Below are 4,584 nucleotides of genomic sequence, written 5' to 3'. Positions count from 1 at the left end.
GGGCCCGACCGGGCCCGCCGCCCTTCGCCTCGGGGCCGGAATCCTTCCGCCCCAACCGGTCCATAATATTGACACACTTGACTATACAAATACAAAAACGGTATGATCTCCTCATTCTCTCTGGGAGCGCTCCCTCAGTTCCCGGTGCACGGGAAGGAACATGGAATGCGGAGAAATCGCAGGATCACCGCCTTCGCGGCAGCCGCCGCGACGGCACTCGGCGTCGGCGGGCTGACGTTCGGCACGGCGGACCTGGCACTCGCCGAAGACGGATGCGACGTCGACTACACCGTGGTCAGCAGCTGGGGCTCGGGCTTCCAGGCCAACATCGCCATCACCGCGGGCGAGGCTATCAACGGCTGGGACCTGGAATGGACCTTCCCCGCCGGCACCGCCGTCTCCAGCGCCTGGAACGTGACGTGGAGCCAGAGCGGCACCGCCTTCACCGGCTCCGACGTCGGCTGGAACGGCTCGATCGCCTCCGGGCAGACCCGCCAGGTCTTCGGCTTCATCGGCTCCGGCAGCACCGCCGCCCCGACAGGGATCTCCATCAACGGCGACCTCTGCGACGGCCAGGTCGACCCCACTGACCCGCCCACCACCGACGACCCGACCGACCCGCCCGGCGGCCCCGTCAAGATCATGCCGCTCGGCGACTCCATCACCGGCAGCCCCGGCTGCTGGCGCGGCAACCTCTGGCAGCTCCTCGACCAGGCCGGCCACGACGTCGACTTCGTCGGCTCGCTCTCCCAGGCCTGCAACCCGGCCGGCTCCGACCCCGACCATGAAGGACACGGCGGCTTCCTCGTCACCCAGTCCGTCAACAACGGCAGCGTGCAGGCCTGGCTGACGCAGAACACCCCCGACGTGCTCCTGCTGCACTTCGCCACCAACGACGTCTGGTCCTCGATCCCGCCCGCCCAGATTCTCTCCGCGTACACCACGATCGTCGAGGACCTGCGCGAACTCAACCCCGACGCGGTGATCCTGGCCGCGCAGCTCATCCCGCTGGCGCCCAGCAACTGCTCGGACTGCCCGCAGCGGACGATCAACTTCAACTCCCAGATCCCCGCCTGGGCCGCGTCGCACTCCACCGCGCAGTCACCGATCGTCGTGGTCGACCAGCACACCGGCTGGGTCCCCGCCGTCGACACCTACGACGGCGTCCACCCCGACGAGGACGGCTACGTCAAGCTCGCCGCCAACTGGTTCGAGGCCCTCGACCCGATCCTGTAGACCGCGCGCCCCAACGGGAACGGTGCCCGGCCGGGAAAGGGCCGGGCACCGTTCGCGCTGCTTACCGGCGCACGCCCTCGATCTCGAAGGTCATGACCGTGTTGGCCGGGAAGGCGCGCGCGAACCGCTTGGAGGTCACCGTGGTGTCGGTGTACCGGGCGTAGCGCTCGGACCCGTTCGTCTGAGTCGACCAGCGGACGGCGGTGCCGTTGGGGACGGTGCCGAACGCCGAGAGGTCGTACGTGATCGTCTGGGCCGTCCCGTAGTTCGTGGTGATCAGGACGAGCTTGCCCGAGGCGGCGTCGTGGGCGGCGATCGTGTTGGCCTCGCCGCCGTCGATGATGGTCATGCCGGGGCGGATGTGGCGGGCGTACTGGGCGTACACGAAGTACTTGGTGTTGACCGCGCCGAGGGCCCCGGCCTCGTTGTCGGCCTGGATGAGGCCCCAGCCGCCGCCGTCGAGGACCTGCCAGTAGCACCAGCCGGTCGGGTGCAGCCAGCGGAAGTCGAGGTTCAGGTTGCGCGCCAGGCGCAGTCCGGTGCCGTCGTTCTCGCCGTACTCGGAGTTCCACAGCCGCTTGCCCGCGGCGCTCACGGCACTGTAGACGGAGTCGCGGCGCCCGCCCTCGTACTGGTACCCGTGGACGTTGACCTTGGCGACCTTGCCCTTCGCGGAGGAGGTGAGCCCGTTCCAGGTGCTCACGGCCTGGTCGTACAGCGACTCGTCCGAGGCGGTGATCGGCATCCACGACAGCCCGCGCGAATCCAGCTCGGTGCGCAGGTGGTCGATGACGATCGACTGGGTCGCGACGTTGAAGTGGCAGCCCTCCTGGGTCCCGGTGGCCGTCCACCAGGTCGCGATCGGCTCGTTGAACGGGTCCACGTAGTCGAAGTCGACGCCCCAGTTGTCGTGCGCGTACTTCGCGATCGTCGCCATGTAGACCGCGTGCTGCTGCCGGTTCCACGACTGGAGGTTGTCGGCGCTCCCGCTCGCCCCGCCCGCCGGGTTGTGGTTGGCGCACATCCACCACATCGGCGAGTTCGAGAACAGCTCGAACAGGTTGGCGCCGCGGTCGCGCGCCTTCCACATGAGGTTGCGCTGGTTGGAGTCGACGTTCCAGTTCCAGCTCGCCGAGGCCGGGTCGCTGGAGTTCCAGTCGAGCCAGTACCCGTCCATCTGCCGCGAGCGCATCATGTTGGGGGACACGACCATCGACTCGCCGTTGATCGAGTTCCACGAGCACGCGCCCGCGTTGTAGCGCACGATGTTCATGCCCAGGCCCGGCAGCGAGGCGCCGTTGTACGTGACGTTGTTGCGGGTGAACATGATGTCCGCGAGGTCGTTGCGGTTCCCGAACGCCCGGCCCCACCAGCACAGCGAGGTGCCCCAGCCCTCCCAGGTGCCCCAGGTGCTCGCGGGGTTGACGGCGGTCGTGTAGTCGGCCCGGGCGGCGGCTGGCACCGCGCCCGATGCCAGCGCGCCGGTCCCGGCGGCGGTGAAGAGTGTGCGACGGCGCATGCCGGCCTCCAATGCATCGAGATTCATCGATGATTTCAGAAGCTCCGGATCACGTCAACCCCTTCGGAAAAGCATGAGAATAAGTGGGCCCGGGTCGGGATCAGCGCCTCCACCGCGGCCTCCGCCTGCGCGAACAGCTCCCGGTAGTGCCGGTCCCGGTCCGCGCCGCTCAAGCCGTGCGCCTCCGCGTCGTACAGCGCGACCGCGGCCGCGTCGGGGACGTCGCAGTACGCGGAGATCCCGACGCGCAGCGGCCCGTCGAGGAACTCGCGCGTGAACCGCGAGTTCGGGTGGTCCTCAGGCAGCCCGGCCAGCGCGATCCACAGCATCCGCTTGCCCGCCATCCGCTTCGACTCCCGCCCGTAGGCGATCCCGGAGTTCCAGACCCGGTCGATCCAGCCCTTGAGCAGCGCCGGGAGCCCGTACCACCACACCGGGAAGACCGGGACGATCACGTCGGCCGCGTGCACGCGCGCGATGTGGCGGTGGACCTCGTCGCTGTAGCGCGGGTCGGGGTTGCGGTAGTCGGGCTCGTCCGCGGTGTTCCCGCGCGGGTCGAAGCCCTCCGCCTGCAAGTCGAGCACGTCGACGCGGTAGCCGCCCGCGGAGAGGCGCTTGGCGGCCCGCTCGGCGACGGCGGCGGTCAGGGAGTCGGACCGGTGGTGGCCGATGACGACGAGGGCGGTGGGTTCGGAATCGCTCATGGGGCAAGTACACCCGCCCCGGCGCAGACGGACCATGGCCGAAACCGGGGTGTTCCTTCGCGAGCGTCTACGATTGCGGCCATGGACCCTCTGAGCGACATGCTCCGCGGCATCCGCGCCGAACGCGCCTCGGTCACCCGCGCCGCGCTCGAACCGGCCTGGCGCATCGGCTTCCCCGACCGGGCGCCGCTGACGCTCATCACCGTCGTCCACGGCGGCGGCCGCCTCGTCCTCTCCGGCGGCGAGGAGCACCCGCTCGGTCCCGGCTCCACCGCGCTCGTGCGCGACACCGAGCCGTTCCTCCTGGTCGACCGCGACGCCGCACCCGGCTCGACCGGCCCGTCCTACCAGGTCTCGTGCTTCGACCCCGACGCCGACTGCGAACCCAAGCGCGACCCGCACGGCCCGACCACGCTCGTCGTCGGCGCCTACCGCGACCTGCGGCCCCGCCACGAACGGCTCCTGCGGACCCTCCCGAAGGCCCTCGTCCTCGACGAGAACCCCGGGGACGTCCTGTGGCTCAAGGCCCTCGACGACGCGCTGGCCCGCAGCCGCCGCCCCGGCGGCGGGTCCCTGGTCGACCGGGTCCTCGACTGGGGCCTGGTCTGCACGCTCTCCTGCTGGTTCGACCTCCAGGGCGCCGAGGCGCCCGCCTGGTACCTCGGGGTGCTCGACCCGGTGACCGGGCCCGCGATCGAGGCGATGCACCGCGACCCGGCCGCCCGCTGGACGGTCGAGGCCCTCGCCGCCGAGGCCGGGGTCTCCCGCGCCCACTTCGCCAAGCGCTTCACCGAGGTCATGGGCCGCCCGCCGCTGGCCTACCTCGCCGAATGGCGCATGTCCCTCGCCGAGGACCTCCTCGCCGACCCCGAACTGCCGGTGTCGGCGGTGGCCCGCAGCGTCGGGTACGCCGACCCGTTCGTGTTCAGCACCGCGTTCAAGCGCATGCAGGGCATGAGCCCCCGCTCGTTCCGCGACAGCGTCCTCTAAGCCAGGTACTGCTCGCGCTCGGCCCGCCAGTTCACCAGGTACGGCTTCGCCGCGTCGGCGGCGTGCGCGCGCCGGACGGCCCGGGCCGGCTCCGCCAGGGCCTCGGCCGCGCCCTCGTCGGCGCGCCACCCGTAC

General features: G+C 70.6%; 4 protein-coding genes. 2 read left to right on the top strand and 2 right to left on the bottom strand.

Going from position 1 to position 4,584, the window contains the following annotated elements; all coding sequences use genetic code 11:
- Positions 1-165: 165 nt before the first annotated feature.
- Positions 166-1,236, top strand: coding sequence for a cellulose binding domain-containing protein (locus DI269_RS13700; protein WP_112136749.1), 1,071 nt, complete (start codon positions 166-168; stop codon positions 1,234-1,236).
- Positions 1,237-1,297: 61 nt separating this feature from the next.
- Here the strand turns inward: DI269_RS13700 and DI269_RS13695 are convergent, their stop codons facing one another.
- A complete protein-coding gene (locus tag DI269_RS13695; RefSeq protein WP_112136751.1) occupies positions 1,298-2,755 on the bottom strand; it encodes a glycoside hydrolase in 1,458 nt (485 codons plus the stop codon).
- A gap of 35 nt (positions 2,756-2,790) precedes the next feature.
- Positions 2,791-3,459 (bottom strand): NAD(P)H oxidoreductase, encoded by a 669-nt coding sequence (locus DI269_RS13690; protein WP_232822742.1) that lies wholly within the window; start codon positions 3,457-3,459, stop codon positions 2,791-2,793.
- A gap of 81 nt (positions 3,460-3,540) precedes the next feature.
- On the opposite strand from DI269_RS13690, the gene DI269_RS13685 reads away from it, so the two are divergent.
- Positions 3,541-4,449, top strand: coding sequence for an AraC family transcriptional regulator (locus tag DI269_RS13685; protein ID WP_112136745.1), 909 nt, complete (start codon positions 3,541-3,543; stop codon positions 4,447-4,449).
- Positions 4,450-4,584: the final 135 nt, after the last annotated feature.

This window comes from Glycomyces dulcitolivorans, from assembly GCF_003265355.1.
Classification (GTDB): Bacteria; Actinomycetota; Actinomycetes; order Mycobacteriales; family Micromonosporaceae; genus Glycomyces; species Glycomyces dulcitolivorans.
The sequence above is the reverse complement of the archived record's forward strand: the minus strand, read 5'-3'. Positions and strand labels throughout refer to the sequence as shown.

Coding starts and splice junctions, on each gene's coding strand:
- DI269_RS13700 (WP_112136749.1), top strand. CDS start 166: ATGCGGAGAAATCGCAGGATCACCGCCTTCGCGGCAGCCGCCGCGACG.
- DI269_RS13695 (WP_112136751.1), bottom strand. CDS start 2,755: ATGCGCCGTCGCACACTCTTCACCGCCGCCGGGACCGGCGCGCTGGCA.
- DI269_RS13690 (WP_232822742.1), bottom strand. CDS start 3,459: ATGAGCGATTCCGAACCCACCGCCCTCGTCGTCATCGGCCACCACCGG.
- DI269_RS13685 (WP_112136745.1), top strand. CDS start 3,541: ATGGACCCTCTGAGCGACATGCTCCGCGGCATCCGCGCCGAACGCGCC.